Consider the following 18936-nt stretch of genomic DNA (forward strand, 5'->3'; position numbering starts at 1 on the left):
ACAACTCTCCTTTTTAGCTATCTGATGGGTGACTTGATACCACTAAAATCACCTGCCCTGTTTTATTGATCGCAAATTTTAAATAAAACTCTGTATCCTGATGCTTATAGGTGTTTTCATTAAAACGCCTTTCCATCACAGTGTAAGCATCACATGCTGCCCAAGCACCGTTAGGCTTTTGCCGACACCATTCAGAACCTTTATATCGGCCCTTGCTCAAAGCAAGTTTAAGTAAATCAACCAAAGAATCGCTATCTAATGACCACTTTTGCAGATCATCAATGCAACCTTTAGTCCAGGCTTGAACAAATTCTGGCTTTAACAAAGGCAAAACATCGGCAACAGGATACAAAGGCCCGCCCACAATTTTTTGTCTTGTTGTCGCATTTGGATTAAGACCGTCCTGATAGCGGCTGAGGATAATACTACTTACCATTATGGTAAGTCCAAGCATTTAGTCAACATCACTACAAAAAAGTTCATGCCTTGCTCCCTGCCTGCTCTTTCCTTTCGCCGCTTCGTTTGTAGGTTTTTACTGAAGAACCTAAGTTATAGCTGATGTTCCCGTTACCAGCATCAACCCCGACTGCAGCCACAGCACAACCCAGAATATTTTCCTTACCCGCCCGCTCTAAAACTTAATCTCCGGCACCAACTCAAGTTCTTCAAGCCGTATCGCCATGGCTTCTCTGGATACCTTAAACATCTCAGCCAGCGACAATACATGCTGGCCTGAAATACTGCTCAGTTCAGCCAAGGCGCGCGACAAACCTCTTTGGCTCGACAAGGTTTTCGCTAGTTTGCGATCACCTGAACGGTTCAGCAGATAAGCCAAAGCTTCAGGTTGCATTACTTCTTCAGGGAAACGTTCAGCAAAGCGGCTTCGAACCAGCTTTTCCGGCATTAAAAACAGCACCGCAAACTTATCGGCTTCTTTTTCTATATGATCACGCAGGCCTGCATTGCTGCCATCCAAAGGTTTATCTCTGTGCAAGCCGCTTTGCTGATGCATCACAGCGTGGCCCATTTCATGTGCAGCGGTAAAGTTCATCACTTCGGGCCGCATGGTTCTGGATAACTCCACTCGTTTGGAGGTTTTATCTATGGTGCCAGCCACATCTATACCGGGCTCAATCTCGCCGAGGGTGTGACGTTCATACACCTGATAACCCAGTAAATACAAAGCTACTTTAGGATTGAGCATTTCTACAGGGTCCGACGGAATACCCTGTGGCCATAACAAATGCTTTTGTTGCCAAATAGCCTGCTTCAGTTGTTCCACTAAAGCCTCAATTTCAGCCACTTTAATAACACCATTGCCCGCTTTGGTGAGCTGGCTAAAGGTCAAAATAGGCGGTAAAGGTAAGGCAACAGGGCCGTTGTCATCATCCAAATTATGGTAGGCGGCATAAGGGTTCTGACTGCCCTGCAGGTAGAAGTTCGAAGCGGTCAAGTCAGGGGTTTGCGCTGCTGAAACTTGTGCCAGCGCAGTTGAAATGCTTTCAGTAAGTGGAAGTTGTGGCCAGACTTCGTCTGAGTTATCGCCATTGTTGAGCGATAAATAAGGATCCTGAAGCCCGTTATCCACATAAACAGGCAGCAAAGCACTAAAGCCACCGTCCTCATCCATATGAGCATAAGGGTTATTCATTCGTAGCCTGTCGGCTTTGATCTGATCTTTTGATGCAAGCATAACTGTTACCTTTGGTACAAAAAACAATCAGTTAAGCTTAGTAGGGTTTTGGGGAAATGCTGACTTAGGCTCTGATTTGGGCTAAAAATGGACGTCAACCTATCAGCAGCGTAAGTTTGATAAGTACGGCATCAAAAGGTTATGCTCCAAAACGAAGAAACTGAGCGCTTCGCATGACTAGAACTAATCTCTGTGCACCTAGTTCCTATAAGTGATTGAAACTTCAAAAGAAGTCGAGTATTGTTTCGTAAATTAAGTTTGCGAAAACGCTGCGAACAGCGTTTTATTTTGATTCGATCCGCTGATTAAACATTAGACCAACAAAAAAAAGGAAATATTGTGGCATTTAATCTAACGAGAATGACAATTTATGCCTTAGTTGCGGCTGTGGAAGAAGACTTACGCTCATTAGTAAAGGATCATATTTCTGATGAAACTACTATCGATTCTGATTTGATTGAGAAAGCAAAGACTAGAATTCAAAGAGATATTGGAGAGCTGTTCAGTGATGTAGAACTTAATGATCTGATTGACTATTTTGATCTTGGAGACACATATCAGACTATAAATACACATCGTAGTAATTTTCCTGCACACATATCAGGTTTAATAAAAAAACTAACTCAAAAATTTGAAATCATTGTATCTATTAGAAATAGAGTTATGCACATACGGCCATTGAATTTTGATGATTTGCCTATGGTAAGTGAGTTTTGTCAAGAAATAATAAACTTCGACCGTTCTATCAAGTGGAATAACATACAAGATACGATAAATAAACTAAATGAAGACCCTAGCTTTGTACTTTCTTTAGACATTATTAATTTTGATGACGACAAAGCTATAAATCATAATTTGCCAATGCCAGATTTCGATGAAACAGGACTAATTGGTCGTGATAAAGAAGTTGAGAAAGTTAAACAACTTTGCTTAGGTGGGTTTCCGGTAATATCAATAGTCGGTGAAGGCGGTGTTGGCAAATCTGCTCTAGCTTTAAAAGTCGCTTATGAACTGATAGATGATAATTCAATATTTGATGCTGTTGTATGGGTAACATCGAAAACTACGCAGATAACTCTTAATGAGATAAAGGAAATAAAGGGTGCAATTGATAGCTCTCTTGGCGTAATTCAGGAAATTGGTAAAAATGTTGTTGGTGACGATTATAACAATAATAATTTAGACGAAATTATTGAATATTTGGCAACATTCAAGATAGCTTTATTCATAGATAATCTTGAAACGATATTAGATGATAATATTAGACAGTTCGTTGGAGCTCTTCCGCAAGGTAGTAAAATTATAATTACATCTAGAATTGGCCTAGGTGCTTATGAATATCCTATCAAGCTTCAAGGAATTGAAGAGTCATATGCTTCACAACTTTTAAGAACAGTTGCAAAAATCAGAGGTGTAGATGCCTTATCAAAATTAAGTGAAAACATACTTCGTAGTTATGCCAACAGGATGCATCGAAATCCAAGCTATATAAAATGGTTCGTTAGTTCAGTTCAAACTGGTTTGAATCCCGAGACAGTTCTTCAAAATTCGGATGAGTTTTTAGATTTCTGTATGTCTAATGTATATCAATATCTCTCTCATAATGCGCAACGAATGACAAAATCGATGTTATGTGCACAAGGGCTGCGAGATATGCCAGAGTTAACATATTTAAATGACTTCGAAGCTATTCAGACACAGAAAGCAATTCAGGAATTGATGACAACGAATATGCTCTCTCAGTCATCTATTACGAAAGGGGCTAGTGTAAAAACAACATATCAATTATCAGAGCTTGCTCGCGCATACCTAGGAAAACATCACAGACCATCACAAGCTTTCCAGAAAGAGATAAGAGACAAAAGAAATAAACTAAATTCAATGTTTGAAGATCAGATGAGTCGGAGAAAAGGGAATAAATATTCACCTGAAAATATAAACTTTAGAGACAAATCTGACAGGGTAATTGCAAGAAAGCTATATGATGCAAAAAATCATATATTAAATTCTGAGCATGACATTGCATTTGAAATACTGCAGGATGCACAGCGTCTAGCACCTGATTACTTTGAAGTTGCTCGATTTATGGCTTATTTTCACCAAAAAAGTGGCAACTACTCAGATGCTAGAGAGCAATATGAACTTGCCATCGTTCTCTCTCCAAAATCTTCTCAGTTACATTATTGGTTTGGAAAATTTTTATTACAAGACGAAGAGAATGTGGATGAAGCTGTTGAGCAATTTAGAATCGCACATGAATTAGACAGTCAATCGATAGAAGTTTCACTTGCTTTGGCTAGAGGATATCTATTCCAACATGAGTTTAACGAAACCCAGAAGATCCTAGATGTGCTGTCAGATACTATTAGTGGTGCCGATACTCACCTTGAAAAAATGTATTTTGATACAGAAATTCAAGTCTTATATAGGAGATCTGATGATTTATGTAAATCAGGAGATTATGAAAATTCAATCATATATATGGAAAAGATGAGACATAAGTTCGATGAATTACATGAAAAATACAAAGATAAACATATACGTCAAAAACTAAGAAAATGTAATTATACTCTAAGTAAGATAGAAAAATCTGGGGACGCAAGTTTAAGTGCTCGAGCCAGAATAGTACTAAACTGGGTTGAATCAGAAAGTGCAAGTCCACACAGTACTTTAGCCGAATAATCAACTCATCAGATAACAAAAAAGCGAACCTTTGAAAGGTTCGCTTTTTTGGTTTGAGTGCCAAATATAATTAAAGTAGTTTTGACCCACCCTGCAGTCAATAACTATATACCACCTGCAATCAGCTAAACCCGACCGTAGTTGGCAAACTGGGGTCAGAGCCAAACCGCTGCGCGGTGTTGGATCTGACCCCTTTCAATTACCGATAATCTTCCGGGCTTGGGCAAGCACACATCAGGTTGCGGTCGCCGTATACGTCGTCGATACGGGTGACTGTTGGCCAGAATTTGTTTTCTGCCACGTACTGTGCAGGGAATGCAGCGTACTGACGCTCGTATGGGCGGTCCCAGCTTGGGTCGAAAATATCTTCCATGGTGTGAGGTGCGAAGTGCAGTGGGTTGTTGTCTGCAGTCCACTCCCCTGCTTCTACCTTAGCAATTTCATTGCGGATAGAAGTCATGGCGGTGATAAATTTGTCCAGTTCCACTTTGCTTTCAGACTCAGTAGGCTCGATCATCAGCGTGCCGGCTACCGGGAATGACATAGTTGGGGCGTGGAAGCCGTAGTCCATTAAACGTTTGGCGATGTCCATTTCGGTGACGCCGGTTTTCTCTTTTAATGGACGCATGTCGATAATACATTCGTGCGCTACGCGGCCGTTGGTACCGACGTACAACACAGGGAACAGGTCGCCCAGTTTTTTCGCCATGTAGTTAGCGCTTAAAATCGCCATTTCAGTGGCTTGACGTAAACCGTCGCCGCCCATCATTTTGATGTACATCCAGCTGATTGGCAGAATACCTGCGCTACCAAATGGTGCTGCAGATACTGCGCCGTTGTTTGCGCCAGTGCCTTCAATTTTAACGACAGCGTGGTTTGGCATAAACGGAGCCAATTGTTTCTTCACACCAATAGGACCCATACCTGGGCCGCCACCGCCGTGAGGAATACAGAAGGTTTTGTGCAGGTTTAAATGCGATACGTCAGCGCCGATAAAGCCAGGAGAAGTAATACCTACCTGAGCGTTCATGTTGGCGCCGTCCATATACACCTGGCCACCGTGCGCGTGAACTATGTCACACAGCTCGCGGATAGACTCTTCAAACACACCGTGTGTGGAAGGGTAAGTCACCATAATGGCAGCTAACTTGTCTGATACGGCTTCGGCTTTGGCTTTTAAATCGGCCATGTCGATGTTGCCACTCTTATCGCAATCAACCAGTACTACTTCAAAGCAAGCCATAGCTGCTGTTGCAGGGTTAGTACCGTGTGCAGACACAGGAATTAAACAGACGTTACGGTGTGAATCGCCGCGGCTTTCGTGGTATTTACGAATAGCGATCATACCAGCGTATTCGCCTTGTGCGCCTGAGTTTGGTTGCATAGACACAGCGTCGTAGCCAGTGATGTCGACTAACCAGTTGGCCAGCTCGCCAATCATGTCGTAGTAACCTTCAGCCTGGTCGCGTGGCACGAACGGGTGCAAGGACCCGAATTCTGGCCAGGTGACCGGGATCATTTCGGCTGTAGCGTTTAACTTCATGGTGCACGAACCTAAAGAGATCATTGAGTGGTTCAGTGCTAAGTCTTTGTTTTCCAGCTTTTTGATATAACGCAGCATTTCAGTTTCGCTGTGGTACTGGTTAAATACCGGGTGCGTTAAGTACTTAGAAGTACGAACCAGGTCAGCAGGAATAGAGTTTGAGCCTTTAGCTACGATGTCAGCATCTAACTTAGTGACATCTAAGCCATGACCAGCGCCTAGAACTATATCAAACAGCTGAGCGATATCAGAAGCGCTCGTCATTTCGTTAAAGCTTACGCTTAAGCTATCGGCGATATCAGTACGTAAGTTCACTTCAGCGGCGATAGCGCGGGCTACAACAGCAGCACGGTCAGCCACTTTAAAGGTCACAGTATCAAACCAGCTGTTGTGTACTAAAGACACGCCTTTGGCTTGTAAGCCAGCTGCAAATACGTCGGCAGAACGGTGAATACGCTGCGCGATGTTTTTCAGGCCTTCAGGACCGTGGTACACAGCGAAGAAAGACGCCATGTTCGCCAGTAACACCTGTGCAGTACAGATGTTGGAGTTGGCTTTTTCACGACGGATATGCTGTTCACGGGTTTGCATTGCCATACGCAGCGCCTGATTACCACGACGGTCTTTCGACACACCTATGATACGGCCTGGCATAGAACGTTTGTAATCGTCACGGGTAGCGAAGAATGCTGAGTGTGGGCCACCAAAAGCCATAGGCACACCAAAACGCTGGGCAGAACCTAAAACTACGTCTGCGCCTAATTCGCCCGGAGATTTTAATAACAATAAGCTCATCATGTCAGAAGCTACTGCTACGACGGCTTTTTTCGCTTGTAAGGCAGCGATTAAAGCACTGTCGTCACGCACTTCACCAGTCGTTGAAGGGTACTGTAATAAAGCACCAAAGACGTCGTGGTTTACTGCGTCAGTGGCTTTGCCAATGATCACGTCAAAACCAAACATTTCCGCACGGGTACGCACTACGTCAATAGTTTGTGGGTGCACGTCGTCAGCGATGAAGTAAGTGTTAGCTTTGCTTTTTGCGACACGTTTGGCCAGCGCCATAGCTTCAGCAGCTGCAGTGGCTTCGTCCAGTAATGAAGCAGATGCCAGCTCCATACCTGTTAAATCTAAAGAAATTTGTTGGAAGTTCAGCAGAGCTTCTAAACGGCCCTGAGCAATTTCCGGCTGGTATGGGGTGTACGCAGTGTACCAGCCCGGGTTTTCTAACACGTTACGTAAAATTACGTTGGGTGTCAGTGTTGGGTGGTAGCCCATACCAATGTAGCTTTTGAACATTTTGTTTTTGTTCGCAGCAGCTTTTAAGTACGCCAGAGCGTCCGCTTCAGTTGTGGATTCACCAGTTGCCAATGGCTTTGGCAGGCGAATGGAAGCAGGCACAGTTTGTGCGATCAGCTCTTCCATGCTGCTTACGCCTAATTCAGCCAGCATAGCTGCTGTTTCGTTAGCGTCCGGGCCTATATGGCGTTGAATAAATTCCTGATGGTTCGCAAGTTGCGACAGGGTTTTCACAGCTGAAGTGGTCATGCCTTGAAGTTCCTAAATGGTCTTAACAATATGCTGGATGTTTACGAACAGTGTCGGGTTTTGGCCCACCTGTTTGTAAAATCCCTGTTGGGGTTGCGGGCGGGGTAAACCCCGCCCCTACAAAACCCGTTTATTTATTCGTTCTAACCCAACCTTTTACGGTTGGACCGCCTATGTCTGTGTTTCGACATCTGCGGTTTTGTTGGGGTTGTTACGGGCGGGGTAAACCCCGCCCCTACAAAACCCGTTTATTTACTCGTTCTAACCCAACCTTTTGCGATTGGACCGCCTACGTCTATCTATCGACATCTGCGTTTTGTTGGGTCTGTTGCGGGCGGGGGTAAACCCCGCCCCTACAATGCCCGTTTATATCAGCGCGTTATCAGATATCCGTAGGGGCGAGGCTTGTCCTCGCCCGTCTATTCGGTTTAATCCGATGCTCGGGCGGGGGTAAACCCTGCCCCTACAATTTCTGCCTAACGTTTATCTACAAATTAAAAGCCCTGTGCAAACAGGGCTTTTATATTTATTTTTCAATCGACTTATTCTGAGTCAACAACGCTCTGGTAACCAGCGGCGTCTAATAAGCCTGCCAGTTCAGATTCGTCAGAAATCTTGATTTTGAACATCCAGCCGTCACCGTATGGTGCGCTGTTAACCAGCTCTGGAGAATCGTTTAATGCATCGTTTACTGCAACGATTTCGCCAGATACCGGAGCGTAGATGTCTGATGCTGCTTTTACAGACTCAGCTACAGCTACGTCGTCGCCCTGAGCAACTACATCACCAACGTCTGGTAATTCAACAAATACCATGTCACCTAACAGGTCCTGAGCGTGCTCAGAGATACCTACGGTGAAAACGCCATTGCCTTCGTCACGAACCCATTCGTGTGACGGAGCGTACTTTAATTCGTTAGGGATGTTGCTCATTTTAAATTCCTTAAATCAGACCTTGGTGGCTTTTAGTTATCTGTTTAAACATCTGCTAGTTAGACCGCAGCCAGTCTACTGACTGGTTCTGGCAAACAACATAGCGAAGCTATGCTTTTGCCGCAAGCTTAAGGCAGCTCACCTTATCTGTTTATTTCTTAGACAAAAACGTTTCAGATAAAGCAAGCCACTGTATTTATTAAATTACTTTTTTACCCATACGAACAAAGTTAGGCTTCACTACTTTTACCTGAACCAGCTTGCCACGGATATCCACTTCGGCTGTGTCGCCAGTTGACGCTGGTACACGGGCCATAGCGATACTGAAACCTAAAGTAGGTGAGAAAGTACCAGAGGTGATTTCGCCTTCGCCGCCTTCAGTTACAACTTTCTGGCCGTGACGTAATACGCCTTTTTGTTCCATCACTAAACCTACCAGCTTCATAGTGCCGGCAGCTTTTTGTTGTTCCAGTGCAGCACGGCCAATAAAGTTACGGTCGCTTGGTTCCCACGCTATAGTCCAGCCCATGTTGGCTGCCAGCGGAGATACGGTTTCGTCCATATCCTGGCCATACAGGTTCATACCTGCTTCTAAACGTAAGGTGTCACGAGCGCCTAAACCAGCAGGTTTTACACCAGCATCCAGCAGTTTTTGCCAGAAGTCAGCGGCTTCTTCGTTTGGTAAAGAGATTTCGTAACCGTCTTCGCCTGTGTAGCCAGTCGTAGCAATAAACAGAGAACCCGCCTGAACACCAAAAAATGGCTTCATACCAGCAACAGCAGCTTTTTGCTCTTCAGTTAATAAGGTGGCTACTTTGGCTTTAGCTTGTGGGCCTTGCACTGCAATCATGGCGAACTCTGGACGTTCGGTTACAGTGACATTAAATTCGGCTGCTTGTTTGTTGATCCAGGCCAGATCGTTTTCACGGGTGGCTGAGTTCACTACTAAGCGGAAGAAGTCTTCGGCAAGGAAATACACGATCAAATCGTCAATCACGCCACCAGCTTCGTTTAACATGCCGCTGTATAAGGCTTTGCCTGACACAGTCAGTTTGTTTACGTCGTTGGCGAGTAAATAACGCAGGAAATTACGGGTGTTTGGCCCTTGCAGGTCAACGATAGTCATGTGAGAGACGTCGAACATACCAGCGTCCTGGCGGACATTGTGGTGCTCTTCAATTTGTGAACCGTAGTTCAGCGGCATATCCCAGCCGTGAAAGTCCACCATCTTTGCGCCACATTCTACATGCTTGGCGAATAATACTGTTTTTTGGGCCATCTGTTTTTCCCCAGTTTTTTACCGTCGTATTTGAAGCTACAGCTTTGTTGACTGCACCATCTCGCCCCAGTTACATAGGTGACTATGCTCCTGGGGTCTCACGGCTTGTCGCCTCGCCGTAACTTCAAACTACTTAGGTAATTATGCTGCCGAAGCAGTCAATAAATTCTGGCCTGCGCTGCTGGAGCTTTTCAGGCCGCGTGAACAACAGGAACTTGTCATCAGTCAGTCACAGAAATCTGCTTATAACCATATGACACTTTTAAGATGAACCGGATTATAACCGATGGGGCCAGAGGCCAACAGCCCCTTTTGGATTAGATTTAATAATGCGAATAGCAGGGCTATAGCAACTAACCCTGCCATTTTAGGCCTTTTAACAGCCTATTACTTGGCTGTAGGCCTTGCTACTGCTGGCAAGTCACCAGAATCGCCTAAAGCCGCAGCCATTATTTTTTGTTTTACGAAAGGCAATTTGTCGGTAAGCTTCATTCCTAGCCCACGCACTAATTTCAGCACTGGGTTTTGCCGGCCAAAACCTTGTTTAAAGGCTTCCATAGCGGCGATCAGGGTTTGTGCTTCAGCTTTGCGCCAGCGTTCGTAACTTCTCAGCATACGTTCTTCATTAATTGGCTTTTGCGCACTGATTTGCTGACTTATTAGTTCTGCTAATGCGGCAACGTCCATTAAACCCAGGTTCATGCCCTGCCCCGCCAATGGGTGAATCGTATGGGCAGCGTCGGCCACCAGCACAGTTTTATTCAGCACCCATTCGCTGGCATAACGCATTTTCAGCGGGTAGCTGTTAAGTAGTGACTCAAGCTGCAACAGGCCTAATACCGAATTGCTGGCTGCCGTTAAGGCTTTATTAAATTGCTCGGCTGGCATGGCTTGTAATTCAGCGGCTTGCTCCGGGCTGGTACTCCAGACAATAGAAACCAGATTCGGGTCAGCCAATGGCAATAACGCCAGCGGGCCTGTCGGTAAAAACACCTGACGAGCACAGCGTTGATGAGGTTCAGTAGTGCGGATTTGCGCTACCAAGGCCTGATGCTGATAATCCCAAAAAGCGATAGGCATTTGTAATTGCTGACGGACAAAAGAGTTAGCGCCATCAGCTGCCACCAGCAGTTTGCATAGGATCGGGCTTTGGTCGTGCAGCGTCAGCAGGTTTTGCTGTTCGCTATTGCTGATATTTAGAATGCTGCTTTGAAACAGGCAACTGACATTGGTTTTGCTTTTCAGTTTGCTGTAAAGCACGGCACGCAGCTCTTCGTTATCCACTATCCAGCCAAGCTCGTCACAACCTTGTTCCAGCGCAGAAAACTCAATACGGCCAAAACTGTCAGCTTCCCATACTTTCATATCGGTGTAAGGCGCAGCTGATGTTAAATCCTGCCAAACGCCAAGCTGGCTCAATAGTCGTTTTGATGCCTGATTCAGCGCGCTAACCCGTTTTAAGCTGGGTGCTATAAGCTCTGGCGCCGGTTCTTTATCCAGTACTGCAATTTTAAGCGGTGAGTCGGCAAGTAAAAGGGCAAGCGTTAAACCTGCACTGCCTGCGCCGACTATAGAAACATCATATTCCTGCATAATTCTCTCTGTTAAGCGCGAGTCAAAAGCGCCTTTAACTGGCGAATAGAATTCAGACCCATGGCCTGGTTAGCCACGGCTTGTTTTAAATCAGGACAAAGGTTTAACGCGAATAAGCCTGTATTACGGCCAAGCGCCATCAGGCGGGATGAATTAGAAAATAGCCGCACTAAGGAATCGGTATACAAAATCACTTGCTGCATATCTGGCAAACGCGCCTGTTGATAGGCTTTGGTTAATGCATAGCAGCCCCAGTCTGTATAAGTATCTGCCTGATGTTTTTGCAGCAACAAACTTAAGCTAAAAATATCGCGCACTGCCAGATTAAAACCCTGACCTGCTATAGGGTGCAGGTTATGCAAACTATTGCCGAGTAATACAGTGCGATGACGCGCCGCTTCAGTGGCCCGCTTTAAACTTAAGGGGTACACCACACGCTGGCCGACAGTTTTAAATACCCCAGCCCTGTGCCCTGCAGCTTGTTGCAATGCTGCTAAAAACTCATGGTCCGGTTGGTTTAAATGATGCTCTGCCTGTTCAGGGTTTAAAGTCCAGACCAGCGAATAACGCTGCCGGGTTAAAGGCAATAAAGCCAGAGGCCCTGTTGGCGTAAAACGCTCAAAAGCTTTGTGTTGATGCGAGTCGCTTAAACCAATATTGGCAATCAGCGCATGCTGCTGATAATCCTCAGATTTCAGCTCAAAACCCGCTAAGCTTCGGCTGGGCGATAAACCCCCTTCAGCTATAACCAGTAACTTGCTTTGCAGTTGTGCACCACTTCGCAGGCTAATGTGCTGCAGCTCTGCTGTTGGGTTTAACGCGCTAATCGCATCGTTATAAAACCAGCTTAAACGGCCTTGTGCTGTAAAGATTTTAAGTTTTTGCCACAAGACTTCGCCTATGGCTTCGACTTCAATCACCTGACCTAAAGCAGATAACTGATGATCGGCCGCATTTAAATAGGTTTTACCAAAATGACCACGGTCGGAAATATGGATATGTTTAATAGCACAGCCGCTTTGGTGCAGAGCCTGCCACAAGCCCCATTGCTGCAGCAGCTCTACACTGCCATGGGCCAGCGCTATGCTGCGGCTATCAAAGCTGGCTTTAGAGGGTTGCTCGTCAGTACCAAGTTCTGAACTTTGCTCCACAATAGCCAGCTTTAATGCAGGGTTTTGACTCAGCAGCACATAAGCCAGCATAGATCCGGCCATACCACCGCCGGCAATCACCAGATCCAGCGGATCTGTAGTTGTCTGAGCTGAGCTTCTATCCTGCTGCATAAAACTATCCTGTTTTTAAATGGATGACTGCGCCATTAAAGCTTCGATTTCTGCGATTTCTTTAGGCACTAACTCTGTTAAGTTGTCGTGACCTTCAGCTGTGACCAGCAAATCATCTTCAATCCGTACCGCCAGGCCCCACCACTTAGCATCGCACGGCGAGCCTGTTGGAATATATAAACCCGGTTCTATGGTTAAAATCATGCCTGGTGCAAAAGGCCGCTCTTCACCAGCAACTTTGTAAGCACCAACATCATGCACATCCAGTCCTAACCAGTGGCCTAAACCATGGATAAAATAAGCTTTGCAGGCATTGTCTTTTAACAGCTGTTCCAGCTCGCCTTGTAAAATGCCTAACTCCAGTAAACCTTTGGTCAGCTCTAAACAAGCAGCGTCGAGCGCGTCTTTAAACTTATTGCCAGGTTTCACCTGAGCACAAGCGGCGTACTGAGCATTTAACACCACCTGATACACAGCGGCCTGCTCTGGGCTGAATTTGCCACTGGCCGGGAAAGTACGGGTAATATCCGCCGTATAACCCTGATACTCAGCTCCAGCGTCAATCAGCACCAAATCACCGTCTTTGAGCTGACTGCTGTTGTCGGTGTAATGCAAAATACAGCCATTTTCACCAGCTCCTACTATGCAGTTGTAGCCCGGAAAACGGGCACCATGCATAGCAAACTCATGCAAAATATGAGCTTCCAGCTGATATTCCCACACGCCTGCTTTGGCTGCTTGCATCGCTCTTTCATGCGCTTTAGCACTGATATAACCGGCCTGGCGCATCAAGTGAATTTCGTCTTCATCTTTAAACAAACGCATTTCAGCAGTCACAGGCCTTAAATCCTGTTGCACTGTAGGTGCTACGTAACCACGCTTTGGATAAAGTCGTAAGGTGGCTAAAGTGGCTGCTACTTTGGCGTCGAACCCGTCATAAGTGCCCTGCGCATAAAACAGTGTAGTTTTTTGATTCAGCGCTTTTAGAAGCTCGTTATCCAGCTCTGCAATAGGCAACGCATCTAAACCCAACACAGCCTTGGCTTGCTCTGGCCCTAACCTGCGGCCTTGCCAGATTTCAGCCAGTTGGTCCTTAGGGCGGCACAGCAACAGACTAGCAGTGTTGCCAGAATTATCTTTGCTTAAGATCAAAAGCGCGTCAGGTTCATTAAAACCAGTCAGATAAAAGAAGTCGCTGTCCTGACGAAAAGGGTATTCAGTGTCGCGGCTACGGGTTAATTCCACAGCTGCTGGCACTAAAACCACACTGTTGTTTGGCACTGATGTAAGCAAGCGCTCACGTCTGTTGGAATAAATGTTCACTGTCATTTGCTCAAGGCTCTTAATGCAAGGTCTTATTCTGAACTTCGTTTTTGCTGAATTTAAGCCCTACTTCGTTAAAACAGGTCAGCACTAACATCCGAATATGCTCCAATACTAGAAAGTACGACTCTTCGTTACTTTCTGCGCTGTTGTCATCTATGGCAAATACGTCGATTTTAGTTATTTCGGTCAGCTCTTCTATCGCATCTTTTACATCTGCCGAACAAAGAGATAAATCATTCTGCTGTATGGCAAAACCTACTAAAAAAGACTGAGTCCATTCGACCATAGCTTCAAGCCGCTCCGGCAAAGAGTCGTCGTCACTTGGCAGCAATAAAGCAAAGGAATAGTCGGTATGTGCCAAAGATTCGGACGTTTGCATAATTAAATCCGAAATATCTGCTTTAACAGGGGCAGATAAGGCTTGTCCGTCATTTAAGAAGTCGTGCAGAACTGGTAAAATCTTCGCCGGTTCTGCGCTCACACCGGCACTAAGTAACCCTGCGATCAAGCCATGTACTTCGGCGGCCGACGCCATCAGGTAAGATTGATCCAGCAAACTGGTCCAGTGATCGTAAGATTTAAAACTTTCTGTCGTCATAATTTTTCGGCCCAAGCGACTTTTCAAGGCAGCTATCCTACCATTTGCTGGTTCTACCCGCCAACAGATGGACGCCCCAATCGCAGGCCCTAAGGGAACTATCATGCATTTACGTAAATTTCGACCTGTTGACCCACCTCCAGCTGAAGCTGTAGTGAAAAAACCTGTAGCAAAACCTGCTGCCAGCACAAAACCTAAGCAATTAACTATCTCGGTTTTAGGCCGGGTTTTAAAAGTGTCCTGCCCTTTGGGTGAAGAACAACGGCTGCAAAATGCCATTGATGAATTGGAACAACGGGTTGCCAGTACAAAATTTAAACCAGGTGTGCACATGAACGAGGATGTTTTGCTGATGATTGCGCTAAATTTGTGCAATGAGCTCGTCGAAGTGAAAAAGAAGGCGGAATAATCAAAAAGCTGGTGTTATACTTACCACGTTCTCTGAGTTGTCAGTGATTAGGTAGATGTCCCTGAGCCGATAATTGTTTTACTTTAGGGGCTCCTTATTGTTGCTTTTGTGCAGGCTCGGCTCGTACCGAGAAGCCTACGGTGACAAACTGACTCCCGCCTTGAACCTTAGGTTCAAGGGCTGATACTTGACACGGCAATTCGGAGACAATTTTATCCTTCGTACTTGAAGCTGTAGCTTTGTCATTTTTTCTCAATTCCCACGCATTGATTTAAACACCCGACGGACGAGGCAAGCCTTGCCCCTACAAATACTCATCACGCTGCAAATCAAATTCCTTGCCCAACTTTAGATTCGTTCTGAATATAAATTGTAGGCACGGGTCTTGTACCCGCCCGTTTCAAATTCAAAACCTTTGCAGCTAACCCTTTCTGTTTTATAGTCCGGTTTATCTTTGATCTTCAGGTTCAGTATTTTGACTTCACGCCAACAGCTTCGCAGCCATATTCGCAGTTTGCGCCGTTCCTTGTCTGCAGCACAGCAGCATCAAGCCAGTCTGGGTTTAATGCAGCAACTACTGCCTCGCTCTGAAGTACAACAAGCTCAGCACATCGCTTTATACCTGACCAATGACGGTGAGCTGGATACGACCCCTTTGATTCAGGCCTTATGGCAACAAGGCAAAAGCTTATACCTGCCGTTATTGCATCCTGTCGTACCTGGTTATCTGGTGTTTCAGCTTTATACCCCGGACACTTTATTAAAACCCAATCAGTTTGGTATTGGCGAACCAGAGCTGAACTGCAGCTTGTTATGCCCTGTCAGCCAATTGGATCTGATTTTTACGCCTTTAGTCGCTTTTGACTCTCAAGGCCAACGTTTGGGTATGGGTGGCGGCTTTTATGACAGAACATTAAGTCAGATTAGTGCGAGTACAAAGAAACCACTGGTTATTGGCTTAGCCCATGAGTGCCAGCAAGTTGAAGCTGTACCCACAGAAGCCTGGGATATTCCGCTTCCTTTCATATCCACTCCTTCCAAATTTTTGTGCTTTTAGTGAACAATAAGTAAATTCTAAAATTCTTTAAGTTCTTTTTTCTTTTGCCCCTTTTGCCGGATCCCCCTTTTCGGCTACTATCCATCTGTATGGCTAAACGTGGCTCAAAAACTTTCCGGTAGACCTATGACTCAAGATCAGATGAAAAAAAATGCCGCCTGGGCAGCATTGGATTATGTAGCGCCTCAAACTATTGTTGGCGTGGGTACTGGCTCCACCGTCAATCACTTTATTGACGCGCTGGCCACTATCAAAGATCAGATCAAAGGTGCAGTGTCCAGTTCAGTGCAATCCACTGAAAAAATGCGTGCTTTAGGCATTACTGTGCTGGACTTAAACGACGTGGAAAGTTTTGGTGTGTACGTAGATGGTGCCGACGAAATTAACCCGAAAAACCATATGATTAAAGGCGGTGGCGCCGCACTGACCCGCGAAAAAATTGTCGCCGCTGTGGCCGAAAAATTTGTCTGTATTGTCGATCAAACCAAACAAGTGAACGTGCTAGGCAAATTTCCTTTACCTGTTGAAGTCATTCCAATGGCACGTGCTTATGTGACTCGTGAGCTGGAAAAATTAGGTGGTCGTCCGGTCTGGCGTGAAAATGTAGTGACCGACAACGGCAATATTATTTTAGACGTGCATGGCCTGAAAATTTCAGAGCCAGAAGAATTAGAACAACAAATAAACAACCTGGTCGGCGTAGTCACCAACGGTATTTTTGCCCGTCGCGCGGCGGATATCGTTCTCGTAGGAACAGCGCAAGGCACCCTGGTTTTAAACTGAAATCCAGTGATTGAATTTAAATTGCAACAAGTTAAAGAGAAGTAAAATGGAAAAATTTTCGCTGCCCAAAGACAAGATCAAGATCCTGTTACTGGAAGGTTTGCACCAAAGTGCGGTGCAAAGTTTTAAGAATCAGGGTTACAGCAACATTGAGTATCTGAAAACCTCTTTGGATGAAGCTGAACTGATTGAGAAAATCCGTGACGTGCATTTTATTGGTATTCGCTCACGCACTCAGTTGACCGAAAAAGTGCTGGACGCTGCCACTAAACTGGCCGCTGTTGGCTGCTTCTGTATAGGTACCAATCAGGTCGATTTAGATGCTGCCTTGATGCGTGGTATTCCGGTATTCAACGCACCGTTTTCCAATACCCGCTCTGTAGCTGAACTGGTATTAGGTCAAATCATTATGCTGCTGCGTGGTATTCCAGAGCGTAATGCGGCGGCCCACCGTGGTGTCTGGCAAAAAACTGCAACTCAGTCTTTTGAAGCCCGTGGTAAAACCTTAGGCATTATAGGTTACGGCCATATTGGTACTCAGCTGAGTATCATGGCGGAAAACATCGGTATGCGTGTGCAGTTTTATGATATCGAAGACAAGCTGGTGTTAGGTAATGCTACTCAAGTCGATTTTGGCACTTTGCTGAAAACTTCAGACGTGGTGACTTTGCATGTGCCTGAAACAGCTCAGACTAAAAATATGATTGGCGAAGCTGAACTGGATTTGATGAAACCAGGCAGCATTCTGATCAACGCTTCACGCGGCACTGTGGTCGATATCGACGCTTTAGCCAGAGTAATGCAGGCGAAGAAATTGGCCGGCGCTGCTATTGACGTATTCCCTGTAGAACCGACGAGCAATGATGAAGAGTTTATCAGCCCGCTGCGCGAATTCGACAATGTGATCCTGACCCCACATATTGGTGGTTCTACTCAGGAAGCACAGGAGAATATAGGTTTTGAAGTAGCAGGCAAGATGGTGAAATACAGCGACAACGGTTCAACCTTGTCAGCGGTGAATTTCCCTGAAGTATCGCTGCCAGAGCACAGAGGCCGTTCACGTTTACTGCATATCCACAAAAACCAACCTGGTATGCTGACCAAAATCAACGAAGCCTTTGCTAAACACGGCATCAACATTTCAGGTCAGTATCTGCAAACCAATGCAGAAATTGGTTATGTAGTCATAGACATAGACTCACTGGACCACGAACTGGCCCTGAACGAGTTAAAGTCGATTCCAGGAACGCTGCGCGCCCGGGTATTGCATTAATATCTGAACTCGACTGTATCAAGGGGCAGAATTTAAACTCTGCCCCTTTTTCTTTAGAACGAATACACCACTGAAGCGGCTGTTTCTGAGTCTGTGCTTTTCTTATCCACACCTACATCCGAATCGTATTTGATGTTCAGGCTTAAACGCAAAGCCAGCTGATTATTGATTTGAGCTGTCACTGCACTGCGGCTGGTATAACTGGTGTTATGACCATCTAACGAAATCGCATATTCCAGTGTTTGTTTAAACTTACTGGTGTCAGAGAAGTGATACTCAAAGTTACCTGCGGCATACCAAATCATACCCGAGTTACTTTCTCCTTCTGACGGTCTGTCATACGCCATACCTGGACCAGTTTCGAAGTCTAAGTAGTTCTGACCCTCTTCGTATAAACGGTTGGCATAACCAACTGCAACTGATGATTGTTCGCGGAAAGCACCAAAACGGTCATTCAAATAAGCACCACGACCAAACAAACTGCTGTCTGAGCGGAAAAATTTATAATTACTTTGTGCTGTTAAACCAACACGCTGACCTGTGGTGTTGTCTTCTTTTTCACCTGTAGCGCTGTTGGTTTGGGTATTTCGCTGCAACAGGGTCTGTATATAGTATTTGTTACGGAAATCCTCTAACTCGTGCTGCAATTCGGCATTGGTACGTACTGCAGTGGCTTCGGTGTTACCACGGCTTAATACCACACCCACTTCGATATCACCGCCCCAAGGCGGAATAGTGCTTTCTTCTTCACCATGTGTCTTCTTAAATTCCTGTGCCTGAACAGAGACTGCTGAACACAACAGTACTGCTGACAATGCGACTACTAAACGCATGTTGTATAACCCTTCTAAAAAAATTAACGCTTATTCTGTCAGTGGCAGATGAGCACTAACTGAATATCACTTTTACGGTATTTGATTTTGACGTGAGACGGGCG

General features: G+C 45.3%; 15 protein-coding genes and 1 other RNA gene. 6 read left to right on the top strand and 10 right to left on the bottom strand.

The features are described 5' to 3' along the window. Positions 1-13: 13 nt before the first annotated feature. Both LSG37_RS01770 and LSG37_RS01775 read right to left on the bottom strand, forming a co-directional pair. Entirely contained in the window at positions 14-436 is a 423-nt protein-coding gene (locus LSG37_RS01770) for a hypothetical protein (RefSeq protein WP_233078144.1), read from the bottom strand. Between the two features lie 195 nt (positions 437-631). Then, positions 632-1693, bottom strand: coding sequence for an ImmA/IrrE family metallo-endopeptidase (locus LSG37_RS01775; protein WP_233078145.1), 1062 nt, complete (start codon positions 1691-1693; stop codon positions 632-634). A gap of 339 nt (positions 1694-2032) precedes the next feature. Here LSG37_RS01775 and LSG37_RS01780 point away from each other — a divergent pair, with 339 nt between their 5' ends. Beyond that, on the top strand, positions 2033-4375 hold the full coding sequence (locus LSG37_RS01780) for an NB-ARC domain-containing protein (protein ID WP_233078146.1): 2343 nt from the start codon (positions 2033-2035) through the stop codon (positions 4373-4375). A gap of 199 nt (positions 4376-4574) precedes the next feature. Here the strand turns inward: LSG37_RS01780 and gcvP are convergent, their stop codons facing one another. The 7 genes from gcvP to LSG37_RS01815 form a co-directional block, all read right to left on the bottom strand. Next, on the bottom strand, positions 4575-7466 hold the full coding sequence (gene gcvP / locus LSG37_RS01785) for an aminomethyl-transferring glycine dehydrogenase (protein WP_233078147.1): 2892 nt from the start codon (positions 7464-7466) through the stop codon (positions 4575-4577). Between the two features lie 542 nt (positions 7467-8008). After that, positions 8009-8398: a glycine cleavage system protein GcvH gene (gene gcvH / locus LSG37_RS01790; protein ID WP_127021213.1), complete on the bottom strand. Its 390-nt coding sequence runs from the start codon at positions 8396-8398 to the stop codon at positions 8009-8011. A gap of 199 nt (positions 8399-8597) precedes the next feature. Beyond that, a complete protein-coding gene (gene gcvT / locus LSG37_RS01795; protein ID WP_233078148.1) occupies positions 8598-9677 on the bottom strand; it encodes a glycine cleavage system aminomethyltransferase GcvT in 1080 nt (359 codons plus the stop codon). 387 nt (positions 9678-10064) lie between these two features. Beyond that, on the bottom strand, positions 10065-11270 hold the full coding sequence (locus tag LSG37_RS01800) for an FAD-dependent monooxygenase (protein ID WP_233078149.1): 1206 nt from the start codon (positions 11268-11270) through the stop codon (positions 10065-10067). A gap of 11 nt (positions 11271-11281) precedes the next feature. Continuing rightward, the gene (gene ubiH / locus LSG37_RS01805; RefSeq protein ID WP_233078150.1) at positions 11282-12553 is read right to left on the bottom strand and encodes a 2-octaprenyl-6-methoxyphenyl hydroxylase; all 1272 of its coding nucleotides are present in this window, start codon (positions 12551-12553) and stop codon (positions 11282-11284) included. A 15-nt stretch (positions 12554-12568) separates the two neighbouring features. Beyond that, complete coding sequence (gene pepP, locus LSG37_RS01810) at positions 12569-13882, bottom strand: Xaa-Pro aminopeptidase (protein ID WP_233078151.1); 1314 nt, start codon at positions 13880-13882, stop codon at positions 12569-12571. Between the two features lie 13 nt (positions 13883-13895). Beyond that, a complete protein-coding gene (locus tag LSG37_RS01815; RefSeq protein ID WP_233078152.1) occupies positions 13896-14477 on the bottom strand; it encodes a UPF0149 family protein in 582 nt (193 codons plus the stop codon). A gap of 103 nt (positions 14478-14580) precedes the next feature. Here LSG37_RS01815 and LSG37_RS01820 point away from each other — a divergent pair, with 103 nt between their 5' ends. The 5 genes from LSG37_RS01820 (at position 14581) to serA (ending at position 17999) form a co-directional block, all read left to right on the top strand. Then, on the top strand, positions 14581-14886 hold the full coding sequence (locus LSG37_RS01820) for a cell division protein ZapA (protein WP_233078153.1): 306 nt from the start codon (positions 14581-14583) through the stop codon (positions 14884-14886). A gap of 26 nt (positions 14887-14912) precedes the next feature. Beyond that, positions 14913-15097: non-coding RNA, 6S RNA (gene ssrS / locus LSG37_RS01825), on the top strand. Between the two features lie 264 nt (positions 15098-15361). Beyond that, positions 15362-15943: a 5-formyltetrahydrofolate cyclo-ligase gene (locus LSG37_RS01830; protein ID WP_233078154.1), complete on the top strand. Its 582-nt coding sequence runs from the start codon at positions 15362-15364 to the stop codon at positions 15941-15943. 126 nt (positions 15944-16069) lie between these two features. Continuing rightward, positions 16070-16726, top strand: coding sequence for a ribose-5-phosphate isomerase RpiA (gene rpiA, locus LSG37_RS01835; protein ID WP_233078155.1), 657 nt, complete (start codon positions 16070-16072; stop codon positions 16724-16726). Between the two features lie 46 nt (positions 16727-16772). Next, entirely contained in the window at positions 16773-17999 is a 1227-nt protein-coding gene (gene serA, locus LSG37_RS01840; protein WP_233078156.1) for a phosphoglycerate dehydrogenase, read from the top strand. Positions 18000-18052: 53 nt separating this feature from the next. On the opposite strand, the gene LSG37_RS01845 is transcribed toward serA, so the two are convergent. Beyond that, a complete protein-coding gene (locus tag LSG37_RS01845; protein ID WP_233078157.1) occupies positions 18053-18832 on the bottom strand; it encodes a DUF481 domain-containing protein in 780 nt (259 codons plus the stop codon). Positions 18833-18936 lie beyond the last annotated feature (104 nt).

The sequence above is a fragment of the Rheinheimera soli genome (assembly GCF_021290985.1).
Classification (GTDB): Bacteria; Pseudomonadota; Gammaproteobacteria; order Enterobacterales; family Alteromonadaceae; genus Pararheinheimera; species Pararheinheimera soli.